15 protein-coding genes and 1 pseudogene are annotated in these 16,174 nt (G+C 61.1%); 6 read left to right on the top strand and 10 right to left on the bottom strand.

The window, feature by feature from the left end:
• The first annotated feature begins 279 nt into the window (after window positions 1–279).
• From Q7V03_RS16820 to Q7V03_RS16805, 4 genes are read left to right on the top strand one after another with little or no spacing between them, the layout of a single operon-like run.
• Window positions 280–960 carry an SOS response-associated peptidase gene (locus Q7V03_RS16820; RefSeq protein ID WP_304926750.1) on the top strand — a complete coding sequence of 227 codons (681 nt, stop codon included), beginning with the start codon at window positions 280–282 and terminating at the stop codon, window positions 958–960.
• Window positions 950–1,537, top strand: a complete 588-nt coding sequence (locus Q7V03_RS16815) for an ImuA family protein (protein WP_304926749.1) — start codon at window positions 950–952, stop codon at window positions 1,535–1,537. Before Q7V03_RS16820 ends, Q7V03_RS16815 begins: the two co-directional genes overlap by 11 nt.
• Complete coding sequence (locus tag Q7V03_RS16810) at window positions 1,464–2,948, top strand: DNA polymerase Y family protein (protein ID WP_304926748.1); 1,485 nt, start codon at window positions 1,464–1,466, stop codon at window positions 2,946–2,948. The genes Q7V03_RS16815 and Q7V03_RS16810 overlap by 74 nt, the downstream gene beginning before the upstream one ends.
• Complete coding sequence (locus tag Q7V03_RS16805; RefSeq protein WP_304926747.1) at window positions 2,945–6,301, top strand: error-prone DNA polymerase; 3,357 nt, start codon at window positions 2,945–2,947, stop codon at window positions 6,299–6,301. Before Q7V03_RS16810 ends, Q7V03_RS16805 begins: the two co-directional genes overlap by 4 nt.
• Window positions 6,302–6,795: 494 nt before the next feature.
• Here Q7V03_RS16805 and Q7V03_RS16800 read toward each other — a convergent pair whose 3' ends face one another.
• The 3 genes from Q7V03_RS16800 to Q7V03_RS16790 form a co-directional block, all read right to left on the bottom strand.
• Entirely contained in the window at window positions 6,796–6,942 is a 147-nt protein-coding gene (locus Q7V03_RS16800) for a hypothetical protein (protein ID WP_304926746.1), read from the bottom strand.
• Window positions 6,943–7,012: 70 nt separating this feature from the next.
• Window positions 7,013–7,345 (bottom strand): glycine zipper family protein, encoded by a 333-nt coding sequence (locus tag Q7V03_RS16795; RefSeq protein WP_304926745.1) that lies wholly within the window; start codon window positions 7,343–7,345, stop codon window positions 7,013–7,015.
• A gap of 94 nt (window positions 7,346–7,439) precedes the next feature.
• Window positions 7,440–8,102: a DUF2306 domain-containing protein gene (locus Q7V03_RS16790; RefSeq protein ID WP_304926744.1), complete on the bottom strand. Its 663-nt coding sequence runs from the start codon at window positions 8,100–8,102 to the stop codon at window positions 7,440–7,442.
• An 84-nt stretch (window positions 8,103–8,186) separates the two neighbouring features.
• Here Q7V03_RS16790 and Q7V03_RS16785 point away from each other — a divergent pair, with 84 nt between their 5' ends.
• Window positions 8,187–9,071: a LysR family transcriptional regulator gene (locus Q7V03_RS16785; RefSeq protein WP_304926743.1), complete on the top strand. Its 885-nt coding sequence runs from the start codon at window positions 8,187–8,189 to the stop codon at window positions 9,069–9,071.
• 18 nt (window positions 9,072–9,089) lie between these two features.
• Here the strand turns inward: Q7V03_RS16785 and Q7V03_RS16780 are convergent, their stop codons facing one another.
• From Q7V03_RS16780 to Q7V03_RS23925, 7 genes are all read right to left on the bottom strand, one after another.
• Window positions 9,090–10,088 carry an alpha/beta fold hydrolase gene (locus Q7V03_RS16780; RefSeq protein ID WP_304926742.1) on the bottom strand — a complete coding sequence of 333 codons (999 nt, stop codon included), beginning with the start codon at window positions 10,086–10,088 and terminating at the stop codon, window positions 9,090–9,092.
• A gap of 224 nt (window positions 10,089–10,312) precedes the next feature.
• A complete protein-coding gene (locus tag Q7V03_RS16775) occupies window positions 10,313–10,735 on the bottom strand; it encodes a glyoxalase superfamily protein (protein WP_304926741.1) in 423 nt (140 codons plus the stop codon).
• Window positions 10,732–12,114, bottom strand: a complete 1,383-nt coding sequence (locus tag Q7V03_RS16770; protein ID WP_304926740.1) for an MATE family efflux transporter — start codon at window positions 12,112–12,114, stop codon at window positions 10,732–10,734. Before Q7V03_RS16770 ends, Q7V03_RS16775 begins: the two co-directional genes overlap by 4 nt.
• A 456-nt stretch (window positions 12,115–12,570) precedes the next feature.
• Complete coding sequence (locus Q7V03_RS16765; RefSeq protein WP_304926739.1) at window positions 12,571–13,152, bottom strand: hypothetical protein; 582 nt, start codon at window positions 13,150–13,152, stop codon at window positions 12,571–12,573.
• A 6-nt stretch (window positions 13,153–13,158) separates the two neighbouring features.
• The gene (locus Q7V03_RS16760) at window positions 13,159–13,848 is read right to left on the bottom strand and encodes a metallophosphoesterase (RefSeq protein WP_304926738.1); all 690 of its coding nucleotides are present in this window, start codon (window positions 13,846–13,848) and stop codon (window positions 13,159–13,161) included.
• A 266-nt stretch (window positions 13,849–14,114) separates the two neighbouring features.
• Window positions 14,115–15,365: an AAA family ATPase gene (locus tag Q7V03_RS16755; RefSeq protein ID WP_304926737.1), complete on the bottom strand. Its 1,251-nt coding sequence runs from the start codon at window positions 15,363–15,365 to the stop codon at window positions 14,115–14,117.
• Window positions 15,366–15,422: 57 nt separating this feature from the next.
• Window positions 15,423–15,845, bottom strand: coding sequence for a DUF6634 family protein (locus tag Q7V03_RS23925; RefSeq protein ID WP_370651154.1), 423 nt, complete (start codon window positions 15,843–15,845; stop codon window positions 15,423–15,425).
• Between the two features lie 136 nt (window positions 15,846–15,981).
• Between Q7V03_RS23925 and Q7V03_RS16750 the strand changes: the two are divergent.
• Window positions 15,982–16,173, top strand: a pseudogene (locus Q7V03_RS16750) (IS110 family transposase); the annotation flags it as partial.
• Window position 16,174 lies beyond the last annotated feature (1 nt).

The following is a 16,174-nucleotide window of genomic DNA, read 5'->3' as shown; positions in this document are numbered from 1 at the left end:
ACGGCCCTTATGGTCAGCAAAGACCTTGCCGCTAATGAGACCAAGGCGCGTGCGTAACCCCATCAAGGCCACGGCCCGCGAGCCGATCAACAGGCCGGATACATATGAGCGATTTCCGAAGTCGTGCCAAATTCTCAATTGCGAACAGCAGCCGACACATACATAAGGGCCGATCAAACCATCTTGGCGCCGGCTGCAGAATGTACCACTTTCCAAACATCAAATGTTCCTCCAATGTTCCTATCTACTCCTATCCTGTTGCCGATTCCGGATCAGCCCATGTGCAATCTCTATTCCCAGACCAAAAGCCAAGACGCGATGCGGCATGTTTTCGACGACATGACCGAAGAGGATGAGGATTTTGTGGATCTGGTCGGCAACCTGCAACCTATGGCAGGCATTTTCCCCGACTATGAAGCACCGATCATCCGGCACGGTGCGAACGGCGGTTGGCAACTGACAAAAGCCCGCTGGGGCATGCCGACGCCGCAGGTGTTTCTGGAAGGCAAGCGCACCGATCCGGGCGTGACCAATATCCGCAATGTGGCGTCCTCGCATTGGAAACGTTGGCTGGGGGTTCAAAACCGCTGCCTTGTACCTTTCACCAGCTTTTCCGAGATCGACAGCCGCCCAGGTGCCCCGCGCAACCATCCGGTCTGGTTTGCCCTCGGCGCAGATCGGCCGCTGGCGTTTTTCGCAGGCATCCGAACCGAATGGACCTCGGTGCGCAAGCTGAGGGAGGGCGAAGTGACGGCGGAGTTGTTTGGCTTCCTGACCTGCGCGCCCAACCGCGAGCTTGCGCTCATCCATCCAAAAGCCATGCCGATTATTCTGACGAAGCCCGAAGAATGGAAGCGCTGGCTCACCGTACCTGCACCCGAAGCGCTGCAACTGCAACGGCCCTTGCCAGATGGGATGTTGCAAATAGTGGCGGAAGGGGTGCGCGAGGATGCGGCCTGAATCTGTCCCGGGTGATCCGTTCTCTCTGCTGCGTAAACGTGTGCATGAGGCCGAAGGCCGGGGCCGCCGCGCCTTTGCGCTGTTTCAGGCGGCGCGCCATCCGGGACCACTGGTCTGGATCCTGCCTTCCCATGCGCCAGAGATGCCCATGCTGCGCGGTCTACCGCGCGGTGTGGGCGAGCGGCTGCATCTGATCAGGCCGGTTGGAGAGACCGATCTGCTTTGGTGCGTTGAGGAGGCGCTGCGCGCAGACCCGGTCAGTCTGGTCATCGCGGAGCCGCAAAAACCCTTGGCGTTGACCGTTGGCCGCAGATTGCAACTTGCCGCCGAAGCCGGGCGCACTTCTGGTCTGATGCTGATCCGCCAAGAGGCAGGCAGCAACGCCACGGAAACACGTTGGAATTGCGAACCACTTCCTGCGACCGCAGCGGACTCGACTCTGCAGCGGTGGAGCCTTAACAAGAACAAAAATGGAACACTTGCACATTGGACCGTGAACTGGAATGGCACGTCGGCTGCTTTCCATATGGTTTCCGAGGCTCGCGAGCGACACGAGCCTGCGGAACCGCCCCATTGAGGGGCCATTTGCCCTGACCCTTCGGTCGGGCAATTCCGATCATCTGCATTGCGTGAACCCATGCGCCATGGCACGCGGCCTGCGGCGGGGCATGACTTTGGCCGATGCCCGCGCCATCTGTCCCGATCTTGCCACCCGCCCCGCCGATCTGGCACGAGAGGCGACGGCTCTTGCCACATTGCGCCGCTGGACGGGGCGCTATGCCCCGATGGTCGGGACCGATGGCGTCGATGGCCTGATAGCAGACATTTCCGGCGTGTCGCATCTGTTCGGTGGCGAAGTGGAACTGCGCGAGGATCTTCAGGCCCGGATGGACCGCGCAGGCCTTGCCACAGTCACCGCCATTGCCGGAACGCGGGGGGCCGCCCACGCCTTGGCCCGCCACGGCGGCGGCATCGTCGCTGATGGGAGTCTGGCGATCGGTATCGGGCACCTGCCTGTGACGGCGCTGCGGGTGGATCATGACACGGCAGAAGCACTCGCCCGCATGGGGCTGTCCCGGATTTCTGATCTGATCCCGCTGCCGCGTGCGCCACTGGCACGGCGCTTCGGTCAGGGGCTGGTCTTGCGGCTGGATCAGGCGCTCGGCGCACAGGCAGAGCCGGTTGCAGCGGAACCTGACCCGCCGCATTTCGGGGTGCGGATGACCCTGCCCGAGCCGATTGGGCTGCAATCCGATGTGATGGCAGGCCTTGCGCGCCTGCTGGAGCGGCTTTGTGCCAAACTCACCCTGCACCGCATGGGCGCGCGACGGGTGCGGTTCGAACTGCGCAGAGTAGATTCCGGCTCAGCAGTGGTCGAGATCGGTCTGGCCCGCCCGATGCGCGACCCCATTCGCATCGCAGCACTGTTCGCCAAAGGCGTGGACGAGATCGACTCCGGATTCGGCATCGATGGGCTGCGACTCTCCGCTCCGCTGACCGAAGCCATGGCCCCAGAGCAGGTGACGGGGCAGATCGGCGATGGCCCGACCATCCGGCATGAGGATGCGCTGGCCGACCTTCTCTCTTCGATCGGCAACCGGATCGGTTTTGACCGCGTTCAGCGGCTTTTGCCCGCGACTAGCCTGATCCCGGAACGCAGCTTCCTGATCGCGCCCGCCGCTTATTCGTCGCCCGAACCGATCCCGCAGCGCAGTGGTCCCGGCAGACCGATCACGCTGTTTCCGCCCGAGCCAGTGACGGCGGCCTCTGGCACCCCGCCCGCCAATTTTCGGTGGCGGCGGATGCGCTTTACCACCCTCCGCGCAACTGGCCCCGAACGCATTACGCCCGAATGGTGGTTCGATGATCCGGCTTGGCGCAGCGGCCTGCGGGACTATTGGCGCATTGATACCCAAGAAGGTCCGCGCCTTTGGCTGTTCGTTACGCCGCAGACGCAAGACTGGTACATGCAGGGTGAATTCGCATGACCCCCTATGCCGAACTGTGCGTCACCTCGAATTTCACCTTTCTCACCGGGGCCTCGCATCCAGAAGAACTGGTCACCCGCGCCGCCGAGTTGGGTCTTGCCGCTATTGCCATTACTGACCGCAACTCACTTGCAGGCGTGGTGCGTGCCTATTCAGCGCTGAAGGAACTCACGCGGCTGCGCGCCGAGGCCCATGCTTTCAGCGAGGCCGCGCAGGATGGGCCGATGATCCGGTCGCAACGCGTGACCGATCATTCCAGTCGCCAAACTGTGCCGCATTTCACCGGCGATACAGATGCGCCGCAGTTGCCCAATTCGCCTTTGCCAAAGCTGATCGCGGGAGCGCGACTGGTGCTGACCGACTCTGCTGTCGAATGGCTGGCGCTGCCGACAGATTTGATGGCCTGGTCCCGCCTGACCCGACTGCTTAGCTTGGGCAAACGGCGTGCGCCCAAGGGCGAATGCCACCTGAAACGCGCCGATCTTTTGGATTGGGGCCAAGGCATGATCCTGATCGCGCTGCCACCAGACCCGCTGGAAGACCCCAATCCCAAGACCACCCGCGCCGACTTGCTTGGCCTTGTCCGCACCTTTCCGGGCCAGTGCTTCTTGGGGGCTGCCCCTCGCTATGATGGCCGTGATCAGACCCGCCTTGACCGGCTGGCCGTCATGGCTCAAGGGGCAAACTTGCCCATGGTGGCTGTCGGCGACGTGCTGATGCACCGCTCTGCCCGCCGTCCATTGGCCGATGTGCTGACCTGCCTGCGCATTGGTTGTACCATCGACAACATTGGCGAGCAGAGGCTGGTCAATGGCGAACGCCGCTTGAAATCGGGTGCCGAAATGGCGCGGCTGTTCCATCGCCACCCCGCCGCCCTGCGCCGAACGGTGGAAATCGCCGACCGCTGTGCCTTTGATTTGGGCGATCTGCGCTACCAGTATCCCGACGAGGCAAGGGATAATGAACCTGCCCAGATCCGCCTCGAACGCCTGACGCGTGCGGGCCTGCACTGGCGCTATCCAGCTGGGCCGCCGCCCAAGATCATCCACCGCGTCGAGAAGGAACTGACCCTGATCCGCGAGGTGGACTACGCGCCCTATTTCCTGACCGTGCATGACATCGTGCAGTTCGCGCGCTCAAAGGGCATCCTCTGCCAGGGGCGCGGCTCGGCCGCAAATTCGGTCGTTTGCTATCTTCTCGGCATCACGGAAGTGCCCCCCGAGTCCATCACCCTTATCTTTGAACGCTTCATCAGCAAGGAACGCGGCGAACCGCCGGACATCGATGTCGATTTCGAACATGAACGCCGCGAAGAAGTCATCCAGTGGATTTATGCGCGTTATGGCCGTGAACGCGCAGGCTTGACGGCCGTGGTGATCCATTTCCGCAGCCGCGCGGCCATCCGAGAGGTGGGCAAGGTCATGGGCCTGTCGCAAGATGTGATCGCACGCCTGTCGGGCCAAATCTGGGGCTGGTCCTCTGCCGCCCCCGGTGAAGACCGGATGCGCGACGCGGGCCTCGATCCGACCGACGGTCGCATGGTGCTGGCGGCCAAGCTGATCGGCAAGATCATCGGGTTTCCCCGCCACCTCAGCCAGCATGTCGGCGGCTTTGTCATCACCCACGGGAGGTTGGACGAGTTGTGCCCCATCGAAAACGCCACGATGGAGGATCGCACCATCATCGAATGGGACAAAGACGACATCGACGCTTTGGGGCTCTTGAAGGTTGATATCCTCGCGCTTGGCATGCTGACCGCGATCCGCAAGGCCTTTACGCTGCTGGCCGAACATCATGGGCAATCGTTGACGCTGGCCAATGTTCCGTCCGAAAATGTCCCGGTCTATGACATGCTCTGCCGCGCCGATGCGATCGGGGTGTTTCAGGTGGAAAGCCGGGCGCAGCTGAACTTTCTGCCCCGGATGCGACCCCGCAAATTCTATGATCTGGTGTGCGAGGTCGCCATCGTCCGCCCCGGCCCGATTCAGGGCGGCATGGTGCATCCCTTCATCAACCGCCGCATGGGACGAGAAAAGGTCGAAGACCTCGGCCCCGCCCTGATGGAGGTGTTGGCCCGCACCTATGGCGTGCCACTTTTTCAGGAACAGGCGATGCAGATTGCCGTTGTCGCGGCGGGCTTTACCCCGTCGGAAGCGGACCGCCTGCGCCGCAGCCTCGCCACCTTCAAACGCATGGGCACCATCGGGTCTTTCCGCGATCGGTTTGTCAGTGGGATGCTGGCGCGTGGCTATGACGCCGATTTCGCAGCGCGCTGCTTTGCGCAGATCGAGGGGTTTGGCAGCTATGGCTTCCCCGAAAGCCATGCGGCCAGTTTCGCGCGGCTTGTCTATATTTCAGCCTGGCTCAAATGCCATCATCAGGCGGTCTTTACCTGCGCGCTGCTGAACAGCCAGCCGATGGGATTTTATGCCCCCGCCCAATTGGTGCGTGATGCCCGGGATCATGGGGTTGAGGTACGACCGATCTCAGTCAACCATTCGGCTTGGGATTGCACGCTGGAACTGCGCCCGGATGGCAGGCTGGCCCTGCGGCTGGGGTTTCGCCAAATCAAAGGCATGCGCGAAGAGGACGCCAACTGGATCGCGGCATCGCGCGGCAACGGCTATCCTGATGTCGAAAGCCTCTGGCGCAAGGCGAGCATACGTCCCGACGCGCTGGAGCGTCTGGCGGAAGCGGACGCGTTCGCTGCCCTTGGCCTCACCCGTCGTGATGCGCTCTGGGCCGCCAAAGCGTTGAAGGCCCCGGCTCCGCTCCCGCTGTTTGGCCCGGATGGCGAAGGCGTCGCAGAACCCGCTGTCACACTGCCGCAAATGACACTGGGCCAAGAGGTGATCGAGGACTATCTGTCGCTGCGCCTGTCCCTGCGCGCCCACCCGATGGAACTGTTGCGGCCCCGATTGCCGGAAAGCCTGCCGCATGAGCGCCTATCGCAGGCGAAGGGCCGTGTCACCATCACCGGTCTGGTCATCACCCGCCAAAGGCCGGGCACCGCTGCGGGCGTGATCTTCCTAACACTGGAAGATGAGACCGGCCCCGCAAATGTGATTGTCTGGAAGCAGGTCTACGAGGCGTTCCGCAAAGCCGTCATCGCCGGGCGACTGGTTCGCGTCACCGGCCGCATTCAACGCGACGGCCCCACCACTCATCTGATCGCCGAGCGGGTTGAGGATGTCTCGCCCTTGCTGGCCACCCTCGGTCGCCCCGTGATCATCGACGCCAATGATGGACGGGCGGATGAAACAAAACGTCCCGTTGGCGGCAGCGTCAGATCCTCAGCGCGCCATCCGCGGGAGCAGGCCAAGAAACTGTTCCCGAGTCGCGATTTTCACTGAGTGCCAGAAAACTGAGTGCATAAAATTGCGAGGCAAGCATCACTCTTCAGCGCGCATCAATCGTTGTGTTCATCTGAGTTGTGCTTGATCGCGCCCAGAAACTTGCCGTCTTTGGGTGGCGATGACTTGGCGATCGTCGTCTACCTTTCGCAGGAGATTCTCTGTTTCGCGCTCTGCACAGTCTCTGGCAATGACAGTTTCACTGCACTTGGTCTGAAGGACCGCTTTGGTGAACGCTGCCACACAGCATAGCCCCGAGCTGGGCGCCAGCTTTGGGCCGGGCACGTTCAGGCGAGACCCATCAGCGCAAGGGGCGGAGAGCCGTCGTTCGCACTCGCACAATTGCAAATGACGGATGACTGGATAAGATTGTTTGCCGAGGAGCACGCCTCAGTTCTCAAACCAGATCTAACCCACTTTCATCGGGCAAGCGAAGGTTGATCGTGAAGAAGTCTATGGATTTAGTCTTCAAAATTAGCTTTGCTCAGCCCTTGTCACATCTGAGTTTTATCCAACATTTTAAGGGCAGCGCTGTCAAAGTCCTTCACCATCAGCCAGATGCCCAGCGACAGTTCCCACAAGAATTCCGGCACGGTCGCAATCGCCTGCACTATGGAGCTGACCTCGATGGACCCGAACATGACGGCGATACCAGCTGCCAGTAAGGCTGCGCCGCCGATCAGCCCCAGTGTGGCTGCGGGCGTGGAACAGCTAACCAACCACAGCGTGGCTACGGCCTTTCATGCAGTCCACCACGATCGCTTCGCGCTTGTCCTTCGACTTGGACACACCGCCGACGAGGCCAATAAGAGCGCCGCCGACCAGTCCCTCAACGGCAGTTCCACTCTCGTCGTGGTCAGCAATCGCGGCACCAAGCAGACCGCCCGCCGCAGCCGAGCCCATGGTATCCTGATTAAGCTGATGTTGACCCCGCGCCAGATTTTGGCAGGCTTGAAGATCGGACTGGAAAGATGCGTTTGGGGCCCCGTCAAGGATCGGTTGGTAGCTGGCACCAATATCGGCGCAGGCAGACAGGATGACCATGGGGCAAAGTACTAGAATATATAGGCTTTTCATTTCGTGCGTGCTCTCTTGAAGTTCGAAAGGTATGTGAGTTTGGTTCGGTGCAAGAGCTGGGTCATGCCGCGATAGCGGCACCGAACGCAGCTCCCGATTGCCTGCGGATGAACCATTCGGCGACGGCAAGGTTCAAAACCCATGCAGCCCCCATCAGCAGCGCCCTTGGCAGTTCACCCGGCAGGCCGACAGCCAGGATCCACGGAAGTTGTGTAACGGCTTGGGTGCCAGCCCCCAGACCAATGGCATAGGCCCGCATCATCCAGGCGCGATGCTGGGCCACGTCGCGGCGCAGGATGGCGGCGATCCCCAGAACCATGGTCAGCACCATGGCCGCACCAAAGAACAGCCGTAAGAAATAGAGCAGCAGGCCGTCGTTCGGACCGTAGGGGTAAAACTGGTTCATCCACAGGCCAGACAGGCCCGCCACAATGTCTGCGGGGGCCAGCATTCGCCCGGCCATACGGTGCCAGCGCGGAAAGCGGCGGCGAAAGCCGGGCCAGAGCTGCAAAGCGCCCAGCACGCAAAACAGGCTGGCCCACACGATATGTAACTGGACGGGAAGCGGATGCGCAAAGAACCGGGCGTTGCCGACGGTGACGGGCTCACCCGTGGCCAGCGACACCAGCCGCACCACTCCGGCCGCGACCGGGATAACGCTCAGAGCCAAAAGCCCTGCCGCTATGGGCCAGCCTTGCCGTATGAGATGTCGTTTGAATTGCATGATCATTCTCCTTTCGCAGCGGTCTACTTATGCGCGGGATCGAAAGAAATTGCGGAAATCCGGCTTTGCGTTATACAAAAACGCATGAATTGGCAGACCTTTCCCTTTGACTGGAACCAAGCCCGCGCCTTCCTTGCCACGGCGGAAGCGGGCAGCCTGTCCGCCGCCGCACGTTCTTTGGGGCTGACGCAACCCACCTTGTCGCGGCAGGTGGCAGCACTGGAGGAGGCTTTGGGTGTCGTCCTCTTCGACCGGGTTGGGCGGTCTTTGGCGATCACGCCCACCGGGGTAGACCTGCTGGACCAGTTCCGCGCCATGGGGGATGCTGCGGCGGGTATTGCTCTGGCCGCGTCGGGCCAGTCTCAGGCGATCGAGGGCCAGGTGTGCATCACTGCCAGCGACGCGCTTGCCGCCTATTTCCTGCCGCCCATTCTGATGCGCCTGAAAGAACTGGCCCCCGGCATCGAGATTGAGGTTCTCGCCTCGAACGACATCCGCGATCTGCGGCGGCGCGAGGCAGATATTGCCATCCGCCACGCCCGCCCGGACCAGCCGGAACTGATCGCCAAACTGGTCCGCACGTCATCGGCGCATTTCTATGCAGCGAAAAGCTATCTGGACCGGCATGGCCGCCCGCAGACCGCCGCCGACCTACTAGACGCCACCTTCATCGGCTTTGCCCCGGTGGAGCGGCTGATCGCCGGACTGAATTCCTGCGGCCTTGCCCTGACACGGTCGCAGTTCAAGGTGGTGACCGACAATGGCGTGGTGGCCGGTGAGCTGATCCGGCAAGGCTTTGGCATCGGCGTCATGCCAAAGGAATTCGCGGTTCTCCTACCAAACGTTGAACCGGTTCTGCCGAACCTTGTGGCCCTGCCCGTTCCGTTCTGGCTGACCACCCACCGCGAGTTGTTGACCAGCCGCCGCATCCGCGTGGTCTATGATCTTCTGGCAGAGGCGTTTTCGTGACGCGCGCCGTGGTGCCCCTCAAGGTTCCGGAATACTGGCGACATAATCCGCCACCCGCTGCAACGCCTCGGGCGAATGGAAAATGCCGAAATGCGTGGTTTGCGCCAGGATTTCCGCGCGGCCCCGGTAGCCCGCGTCCTTCAGCAAAGCCAGCAGTGCCACACCATCTACGGCCTCATCCTTGTCACCCACAAGGATCAACGCATTGGCGGGCATCGCCCTCACGTCTGACGCATAGTCGTTGCGCGGGTGATAAGACGAATTGAGCCGCCAGGAATAGGCAAGGGTTTCGGTCCCGTTCCAGGCGCTGGCGGGCTTGTTGAAGGCGATGATCGGCAAGCCGTCAAACCCGTGCACGCCAACGGCGTTCAGCGCCACAAGCCCCAGGATGCGAGGCAAGTCGATCACGTTCCACCCGCCCGCATTGCCACCCCGCACGGCGGCTGTGCGCAGAATGATCGGAGCCAAGGCGATATAGCCCGCAATAGCTTCTTGCTGCGGACCCAGCCCCCCCGCAAAGCGCAGCACGAAGCCAGCGCCGCTTGAATGGCCGCCCAGGATGATTGGCCCCATGTGGCCCTGCTTGCGCAATTCGCGGATAAAGTCGACGATGTCGTCCTCGTACTGGCCAATATATTCGATGTCGCCCCGGTGTCGCCCTGAGAAGTAGTGTCCCCGCATGTTCGGCAGGACGACCTTGGCGGCACCTGCCGCGCTGACATAGGTCGCCAGCTCATCATAACTGCCACCATGATAGGAGGAGCCATGAATGAAGATGAGGATCCGATCACTCGCTGAATCATAAAACCTGTAGGCAAGCGCATCGCCATCCCGCGCGCGGAACTGCTGCAACTTCGGCATCTCACTGACGCTATACTCGCCCTCGGCAGCAAAGCCGAACACATCCGTTTCCGGCGGCATTTGGGGAAAGGGCAGCGCAATCGCCACGATTGCGACCACCACCCCGACGATCCCGAGCATGACCAGAACGACGATTCCGCGAAACAGGTGGCGCAATGTTTATCCTCCGCGAGTGAAGCCGTATTCAGATGAACTGCAGCAAGTTTCTGTGTCGATTTGCACACAAAAATGCGCCGCTTCTGACTATCGCCGTCGGGTCCGAGCGGCGTCAAGGCCGGGTGACCGTCCGTTATGGGCCGGACATCTCGATGCGGCCGCACCCCGCAAGAAGTAAGAGCAGGGTTGCTCTTGGGCTGCGGACCTCGGTCGATCACTCCTTTTCACCCACTCTCCCTCCCGACGATCAACTGCGGCACGCCGTCCGAAGTGTGGCGATGCGAGCGGCCGTTTTCGTCGATCACAGACCGAACCTGGTTGCGAAGGTTCGAGAAGCTCTCGAACCGGACCACATCGACCGGATGATCGAAGCGGATTTCGATCTGACGATGGGTGGAGGGGCCCGACAGGCCGATGACCCGGCCTGCAAAAGCCTGCCCGAGGTAGCGCCCACGGACCCGGTCGCCAACGCCAAGTTCGGGCGGCGCATTGGTAAGCGCCAACCTGGCATGGAGCGTGTTCCAGTCTTTGGCGCCGTGCTGGCGGGCAACCAACTCCAGCGCCTGGGCATGGCTAATGGCGTTGCCTTGGGCCTGAAGAGCTGCGCGCAGGGCTTTTGCCTGCGCTTTGGCCTCGTCTATGTTCATGCCACACCCTCCAGACCAGGGGCTTTCCCGGTCAGCAGGATGCCACGTCCGATGACCAGCGCAATCAGCAGCACAACCCCGTCCGCCATGGGAAAGGCCAGCCAGATGCCGTTGACCCCGTAAAAGGCGGAAAGTCCAAGGATCAGAATGGGCATCAGCACCCAGGGCTTCACAAGGGTCAGCGCGGCCGTCCGTCCAGGTTGACCCAAAGCCTGGAAATACATCGCCAGCACAAGGATCGGTCCGGCGAAAACGTAAAGCGCCAGCATGGGCCGAAGTATTGCGACAATAGCGTTGGTCACCAGCGGATCGCTGCTGAACCAGCCGCCGACCACTTGTCCCGCGAACAGCCCAGTCAGCGCCACCACACCACACCACAGACAGGCCGCAGTCATGGCTAGCCGCAGCGCCGCCTTGGCCCGGTCGTCCCGCCCAGCCCCGGCGTTCTGGCCCGCGATGCCTTGCAAAGCCAAAGCAATCGCCAACTGCGGCAGAAAGGCCAGGCTCAGAAGCCGTGTGACCCCGCCATAGGCCGCGATCAGCCTGTCATAGTCTGCCGCGTGATGCCGCAGCGCCAGCATCGCCACGCTGGCGACCAAGGCGATTCCGAGGAAGCTCAGACACAAGGGCAGGCCCAGGGCGATGATCCGCCGCCAGTTCGCGATCCAGCTTTCCTGCCGCAGGATCCCAAGCGGCAAAAGCCCCCTTCCTTGCGCCCGCAGGCCCAGAACCAGCGCGAGGCCAAGGACCTGCGCCGCCACAGTTCCCAGGGCGGAGCCCGCAATCCCAAGGCCAAGGACGACGATCCCCAGCCAGTTCGCACCGATGTTGAGCAGGTTCACCAAGACGGAAAGCGCGGCCATCGTGCCCGCACGGCCCTCGACGCGCAATGCGTCAGCGTGCAGGCCAAGTACCAGCTGGACCGGCGCAGCCCAGATCAGAAAGGACAGGTAAGTCCACGTCGTCTCGGCAAGCTGGGTATTCCCGGCCGCCATTTCGACAAGCAGCGCCCGGCCGAAGGCCGCCCACAGCACCACCAGAACGGCCGAAATCAGCAACACCAACCCGTGCGCCCCGGCAAAGACCCGGGCCGCAGCGACGCGGTCCCCGGCACCTAGAGATCGAGCAAGCAGGCTTGACATGCCGCCGCCAGCCAGGGACGCCAACGCGGACATCAGCATCACCGCCGGAAAGGCAAGGCTGACCGCCGCCAGCGCCTCGGCCCCGATGAAGCGCCCGACGAAGACGCCGTCGACCACGTTCAGAATGCCACCCATCGACATGACCACGGCCATGGGAAGGGCGTTCGCAAAAAACAGCCGCCCGATGGGGGCGGTCAGAAATGGATTGTCCTGTGGGACAGCGTGCCGGACAGACATCGCTCACTCCTCTGATGAGGCACTTCAGTATGGATGGGAGCCTGCATTGCCCACCACGCGAAATGCTTCGAGGGTGAGATGTCGTCGCGATCCGGGCTTCACCGTGACTTGCGTCCGCAGGCGGCAGGTGACCGGCACCTTGCGCGCTACTTAATGCACCGGTGCAAGCGAGTCAATTGGATGAGGCCCGAGGTCGCGGGCTCCGTGTCATCGCTTTGTGGTCCAGCAAGCAAAGTCGTCCACGGAAACCTGCGCCGCCGACCTGCCTCTGCTGCAAGACAAGCGCGTCTAATATGCGCCACATGCCCGCCCGAGAGGGAAATGTTGCTCGATGTTTCGAGTGTCAGCTTTGGAGGACACCGCCTCGCAACATGACCGAGGTCGGCCGACCGCTTTGGGCCGAAAATGCCGATCAAGTTATCTTTGCAGCTAAGTTAAGCTGCTTGATCTTGGCCATCAGTTTGTCGATTTCGGCCCGACCCATGTGATCAGCCCTGCCAGCGGATCGTTTTTAGGCTGTTCAGCGTCCAAGGCTCGTGGATATCCGAGCGCCACATTCATAATCCGTGTGCAGCCTAGATAGAAATCCTTTCGCTGATGCACATGTCCATGCGCCCAGATCGTGGGCTGGTGACGCTCAATCATCTGGGTTAGGTCACTTGCGTAGGCCGCCGGCAACGTATGCCTCGATGTCAAACAGTCGGGATGCGGCGCGTGGTGGCTAACCAGCACAGTGTCGCCGTCGAAGGGTTCGGCGAGGGCAGTTTCGAGCCAATTTAGATGATCACGATGCAAAGCAATGGTATCTATCGGACGCAGCCTTGCATACTCCCGCGCGGCCACGCGGATGTACTTGTAGTCGTTCATAACTTTCGCGGCTTGGGCCATGTTCTCATTCAAATCACCGTCGAGACGCATATCAGTCCACAATGTCGCGCAGAGAAAGCGGCGACCACCCAACCTGATTTCGGCTTTCTGTGCATAATGCCCGCCGAAGTTTTCGATGATGCTGCGCAGCTTTTCATCTTGGTCGATCACGCTGCCTTAAGAATCGTGATTTCCCGGGAAGGCCCAGATCTTGTCCAGGCTGACCCGTTCCGCTAACCACTCCAACGCTATCCGCCACCGGACATGGCCTTTATTTGTCAGATCACCAGAGAGGATTACCAGATCGATGCTGCGGAAGACCTGACTGTCCAAGCCGGGTAGCGGCTCTTCGTTGCCCTCCAGCCAGAAATCGAGATGCAAGTCAGACAGGATCAATACTCTGTACGTCTGTTCCTCAGGACCGTAGGCCAAGCTTGTGGATTGCAGGATATCTGCGGCCCTTGCTTTCCCCACAATGCAGGCCTGGCAGCGGGTGACGATCCAACCAGTCTGAGGCGGTGGCGTCAGGACTGCACCACCGCAAAGATCACAGGTCTTGAGTGACTGAAGTTGGGCTGCCGCCACAACTGCGTCAACACGGTCGTTGCTGCAGGATAGATAGATCCGGAGCCCGCCGAACTTCTTTTTGACCTGCCTTACGCGCAGCCGATTCAAGCCATCCTCGCGGGCGATGCGGGCAAGTTTAATCAGGGTTTTCTCGATCAAGGAGAACCACCCTGGGCCACATTCCAAGCCGAAACCATCTCTGGTTTTCACTGGGTCCCACGGACCGTCACTGAAAAGTTGAGGCGTAAGCAGCATGATGCGCCGTGCATATGGCCGGATGAAATCGGCCTCGCGCGTCATGTCTGATCGCCGGAAATGATGGATCTGGTAAGATGAGGGTTAGTTTCATTTCGTAGGAAGAGCATCGAATGTTCCTTCATGTCGAGCATTGCGCTGAATATCTTGACCGGATTTCTTGGTGGCGGATTGCGGTGCCTAGGATTTGTCGTCATCGAATGGAGCAGTTGCTTCGTCGCGTCGCCGACCCGCACACATTCAGATTGTGCGTCCACGTTCTGCACAGCACGCAAATCTGCATCCGCTCACGATACCTTTTCAGGGTCGGCTTAATTCAACAGCAGCACATCGCGGTCCGCCTGAAGCAGCTCGATCATGCGGTTCAACCGTCGCAGCCCGAGCTTGCCCTTGGTCTTCCAGCGGACCAAAACCGCCTTGCGAACGAGATCTACAAGTTCGGGATCCGAGTGGTTGGCAGTCATTCGATTGAAGTGGTAAAGGATGTCATCCAGCGTCAGATCAGGAATATGAAAGACGCGGGCGCGGTCGAGCAAAGGCTCCGAGATTGTCTCAAGCGTGTTCGCGGTCAGAATCCAGCTCACATAGGACAGATCGAAGCTGACGCGATAACAGGGGCATTCGAACGCGGCGGCGGTGCCGCGCTCCAGGACCTGCAGCAGCGAAGTCGAAAGGGTACTGCTGTTGCCGGATGCGCCGAACATGCGACCGGATTTGTCGATCTCGTCGACAATCAAAAAAGGGTTTGCAGTGCCAGTTGCGAGGATGGTTTCCACAGGAACCCCAGGGCACGCTGTGCCCCATCCTTTTTCAGTGCCGCTGATCCGAAAACCCGCCGTGCCACCGCCGACGTCGATTTGGCGGACGGGAACCCCGCCAAGCCGCGCCAGTTCGCGCGCAAGCCAGCTTTTTGACACCCCCGGGCTGCCAACCAAGATGATCGGCGGAAGCACAAGGCCGGATTGGCCAGAGCGCAGGCGATCGCGCAAATGGCGCAGGATAAAGGTCGTCACTTCGCTCAGCCATGGTGCCGCAACGTGGATGGCCGACATCATTTCATCGATCTGGGTCTCGGTCGTTGGCCCTGCCAATTGCGCTCCGCCTGATGCCAGTTCGCTGATGCGTTTCCGCGCCTGCATGTCATTGATCCGATCAATCCGCGCAGTCTGCTGTTTGCGCTGGACCCAGGCTTTGGCGTGCGACGCCGCTCGCTGGCGATCATGGAAGTTGAGGCTTTCCAACGGCGACTCCGATTCACGGTTGCGCCGGATCAGCAGGGAGGCGGCAAGCCGCTTCTGCACTTCCGATTCTTCTGGCACAAACAGCTTGGGGTCGAGGATTCGTACGCGATTTGCCGAGAGTTGACTGTTCGGTCTTAGAGGCGGCTTGATGGGCATGGCGGGTCTTTCCAAAGAATAGAAGGGATACGCGAGGGCCGGAAACCAGCCCCGTATCCGACGCCGTCGCAGGGCGCTGGCCGCCACGACGAACGCGTCGCTTCCACCTCGGCACGTCGGTTTGGTGCGTGCCGTTGGATAGGTCGAGATGACGTGAGCGGTCATGGGCGACACCATCCTGACGGTCGGGAAATCTGCTGGTGGGCGAGCACCGCGCAACCTTTAGCCGTCGGCATCTCTGATCTCGCGGCTCAAAATATTGAGTAAGAAATGCACCTGCTCGAGTGGCAGGGCGGTGCATCGCGCCGGGAAACGGACATCGGGTGGGAGGCAAGCCCCCAGTACACCCGCAAGTTGATCCAGCCTGTAGAAACGGCTGAAAGTCCGCGCCCAAGTGTAATCCGGGGCAAGCCCTAGCAATGGGCTGGTCACGATCCACCGCTTCGACCGGCCGAGTGTGGGGTGGCCAGTGCAATTGCCTGTAAGTCGAACCTCGATCTTGCTCGAAAGGATGGGTTGCCACCGATCAAGGACCGGTGCGCTGGCTAAAACAGCCGGCTCAGGCCCCGCATCGATCTCACAAAGCACCTCGCGTGCCTCGTCGAAGGGTGAAAATGGCCAAGGATTGAAGAAAAGGCGTAGCATCAGGAAAGACCTTTCATTGGGTGCTCGCGAGATAGGGAGGCAAGATGGCGGCGCAGAGGTTTGCCTGACGCGTGGAAATCGCGGTTTATTTGCAGCGCCGCTTGCGCGTCAGCCCCAGCTCGATGGGCCGATGACGCTGATCATGATGCGTCAGAACAGGTGGTCTGCGCTCAGCTTCGGCGCCTGGTTGAGCGAAGCGGTGAAGCGCATGCCGCGCAACAAGGCAGCCGTTGCGCTGGCCAACAAACTTGCCCGAACCGCGTGGAGCGTTCTGCGACACGGGAACCGGTTCGACGCCCCAAGAGATATGGCCATGGAAACCATCTGAC

The organism is Cypionkella sp., from assembly GCF_030652235.1.
In the GTDB taxonomy this organism is placed as follows: domain Bacteria; phylum Pseudomonadota; class Alphaproteobacteria; order Rhodobacterales; family Rhodobacteraceae; genus Cypionkella.
This window is presented reverse-complemented; position numbering and strand designations above follow the sequence as displayed.